This is a genomic window from Catellatospora sp. NPDC049111 (assembly GCF_040648615.1).
Lineage (GTDB): Bacteria > Actinomycetota > Actinomycetes > Mycobacteriales > Micromonosporaceae > Catellatospora > Catellatospora aurea.
This window is the reverse complement of sequence record NZ_JBEZEB010000086.1, coordinates 1-3,202: the sequence shown is the minus strand read 5'-3', so window position 1 is coordinate 3,202 and position 3,202 is coordinate 1. Positions and strand designations below refer to the sequence as shown.

General features: G+C 67.4%; 3 protein-coding genes. All 3 read right to left on the bottom strand.

Annotation, left to right across the window (positions count from 1 at the left end):
* A partial coding sequence (locus AB0B66_RS43660; RefSeq protein ID WP_360541560.1) for a hypothetical protein occupies window positions 1-302 on the bottom strand: 302 nt, incomplete at its 3' end.
* A gap of 185 nt (window positions 303-487) precedes the next feature.
* The gene (locus AB0B66_RS43655) at window positions 488-2,887 is read right to left on the bottom strand and encodes an integrin alpha (protein WP_360541558.1); all 2,400 of its coding nucleotides are present in this window, start codon (window positions 2,885-2,887) and stop codon (window positions 488-490) included.
* A gap of 23 nt (window positions 2,888-2,910) precedes the next feature.
* The gene (locus AB0B66_RS43650; RefSeq protein WP_360541556.1) at window positions 2,911-3,048 is read right to left on the bottom strand and encodes a hypothetical protein; all 138 of its coding nucleotides are present in this window, start codon (window positions 3,046-3,048) and stop codon (window positions 2,911-2,913) included.
* Window positions 3,049-3,202 lie beyond the last annotated feature (154 nt).

Sequence of the window (3,202 nt, the reverse complement as noted above, 5' to 3'; positions counted from 1 at the left end):
GCCAGCGGCATGTCGCCACCGCCGGAGAACCGCATCGGCGTCTCGGCGGCCTTCGGACCGACGCTGCCGTCGCTGTGCCGGATCATCGTGGTGTCCACCGGCACCCACTCACCGCGCTGCATGACCCGGAACGGGGCGGCGTGCGACTCGTGGGTGAACGAACCGTCCGGGTTGGCATAAGTCACCTGGCGGCTGGTGCCCTTGGCGCGCACCTCCACTGCCCTGCCTGACTTGCGCGCCGCGCCGACCGCCTGTGCCTCGGTCCACGGCGCTGCGGGTTTGCCCGCCGCCCCAGGACCCATCGCCAGGGTGTCTGACGGGTCGCGGAGGGTTCCGACACCGGCCCACACCGTTGTGGCGACCAGGCCGGCGACTGCACTCAGCGCGCCTACACGCATCCACGCACGCCGTCGCACAGCGATGTCGCTCCTCGTCTCAGTATTCAACGTGCTCTTTCCGTGAAGTTCTCGTCGTTCGAACATCGCCGTCACCCGACCTGCGCGCCGAACGCGGCGGCGGGCGTGTTCCCGGCGCTGGGGGCCCAACTGCGTGCCGGTGCCGCCGTGCCCGCGGCAAGGTCGGACCAGCGGATTGCCCACACGCCCTGGTTCACGTACGGGCTGGCCACGAACAGTTCGCTCGGTGATGCGCCCATGCTGAGTCCCAGCAGTTCCCGCGCCGCAGGTGAGCCGGGTAGCTTGCCGGCGGTCCGTTCGATCAGGGTGTCGGACTCCGGGGTGGCCGTGCCGGCGGCGAACACGTGGACGTTGCCCGTGTCGATGCCCGTGCCGCTGGCGTCCTCACCCGTCGCACCCACCGCGAGCAGCAGGGTTTGCGCCGACGGTGCCGCAGTCGCAGCGGTGTTGACCAGCAGCACCTTCTCCCCGAACCGGTCACCCGGCGTGGCGTCGCCTGCGATACCGGTCGTGGACTGGGATATGCGAATCGGCTCGGTGATCGCGGTGTCGGTCACCCGAAGCTGGACGACCTGCCCCGCGTCCACGACACCGTCGACATCCTGGCCAGGGGACCCGACGGCGAGCAACGAGTCGGTTGACGGCCAGTACGACACCATCGCCAACGACTTGCCGAACTCGTCACCAGCTTGCGCGAGGCCGTCCTGGTGTACGCACCCGATGGATCTCGGCGCGGCCGGGCCGCTGTTGTGCCGGAAACCGCAGATCATCCCGGCGAACTGGCCGCGCCCGTTGACGTTCTCTCCCGGCGCGGAGAACGCGAAGTGCCGGGAGCTCGCCGCGACCGCGAAACCGGTCCGATCGTCGGGTTCGGCGGTCAGGCCGATCGACGGCTGGCTGAACCGCTCTTTCACCCCACTGCGCAGGTACATGATCGAACCGCTGTGATCGCTGCCGTCGACGACATTGTCACCGGGGGCGCCGACGATCAGATACGGTTCCTCGGTGTCGGTGACACCGGCTGCCAGCGAGTAGCCGAACCGGTCAGTCGGCTCGGGGGAATCCGGGAGTCCGCCGCTTCCCTGCAGATAGGTGTCCGTCTGCGGTCCGGATCCCAGACCGCCCGGCGCACCGAAGATCAGGTCGACCTGGCCGGAGTCGGGGACGCCGTTGACGTCCTCGTTCGGTACACCGACCGCAAGGTCGGCGCAACCGTCGCTGTTCGCGTCGAAGACCGCGATCGCGTGCCCGAAGTTGTCGCCCGCGTCGGCGTCCCACGGGATCTCCGCCAGATTCTGGTGGATGTCGCGCACCGCCCCGGTCGCCCCGTCCACGACGTGCACCACACCGGCGCCCGAAAGCCCGTCGACGCTCGCTTCCGGGTCCGCGATGACGACATCGCGCACGCCGTCGCCGTTGAAGTCGCTCGGCGCGTTGGCCTCGCAGCCTGGGACGAACGGAAGCTGCCGTCCGATCTGGATGCGGTCTATGCTGACGGGTTGACCGAGCCCGATTGCGAAGATCCTGAGCTGGAACTCTTTGATTCCTTGCCAGCCGGTGAATTTCGTCAGGTCGTAGGAGTACGTCCCGGTCTTGCTGACGTCGCTTTGCAGTTCGATATCAACCGGCAAGCTGCCGTCGTTGACTTTCAGCGCCCACAGGCCGGTCGAGCCTGAGACAGTGATCTGCACCGTCGGGTACTTGTCGACGTCCAATTCCACCGACCGTGACAACGCGCCGTAACTCAGCGGGGCGTCGGGATTCATTGTCAGCTGCAGTTGGCCGTCCGACACCGTCGGTGTCACCCCTGACGAGGCCTGCCACGCCGGGTCAAGGTCTGAGAACGAGTCCGCGAACCCGATCGCCCTGCTGTCGACACGTATGCCATCCACGGTCAACGAGGTGTCGAGACCGATGGTGAAGATGCTCAGCCGAAATCGTTTGACCCCATGCCAACCTGTTGATTGCTTCAGGTCGTAGGAATGCACCCCGGTGTCACCGGTGTCGCCTTGCAACTCGACATCGACCGGCAGGGTGCCGTCGTTGACCTTCAGTGCCCACAGGCCGGGCGAACCCGAGACAGCGATCTCCACGGTCGGGTATTCGTCGACGTCCAACTCCACCCACCGTGACAACGCGCCGTAGATCTGCGGGGCGTCGGCGTTCACGGCGAGGTGCAGCTGGCCGTCCGACACCGTCGGCGTCACCCATGAGTCGGCCTGCCACGCCGGGTCAAGTTCCGTGAACGGGTCTTCGAACCCGACCTCGATCGGGTATCCGTGGCGTGCAGACATCAGGCTCGGCACCGAGAGCGCCTTGTCCGAGAGGTAAGTGCCGACGCCGAACGGCAGGCGCGGCCCGGCGGCCTGCTGGGCGGGGCCGCTCTGGGCGAGCCTCGCCGCCTCAGGCGGTGGGCCGGCATAAGCCGCCGGCCTGCACACACCTGTCGTCGCGACCACAGCGATGATCACGGCGAGTCGGAGAAGTGGCCGCCTCATCCGAGCACCTTCACCGCGACGTCGTGCCGTGCCCGGGACGGTTTGAATGGCGCGTCAATGCCATTCAAAGGGTAGGAGGCGGGGTTGTGTTTGATCGTGAACGGCTCCCCGGCATGCGGGTGTAACTGGATCATGGCCGGCATCGTAGTGACTGAGGGGTGCCCAAGCGGCCCCGCCCATCGCGGCCTTGGCCCAATGCCGGGAAGATAAGCGTTGCCGCTGGTAGGGCCGCGTGTGCCCGAGGCGGCTCGGGTTGATGATCAGCGCCCCGGCGTGGCGGCATCGATA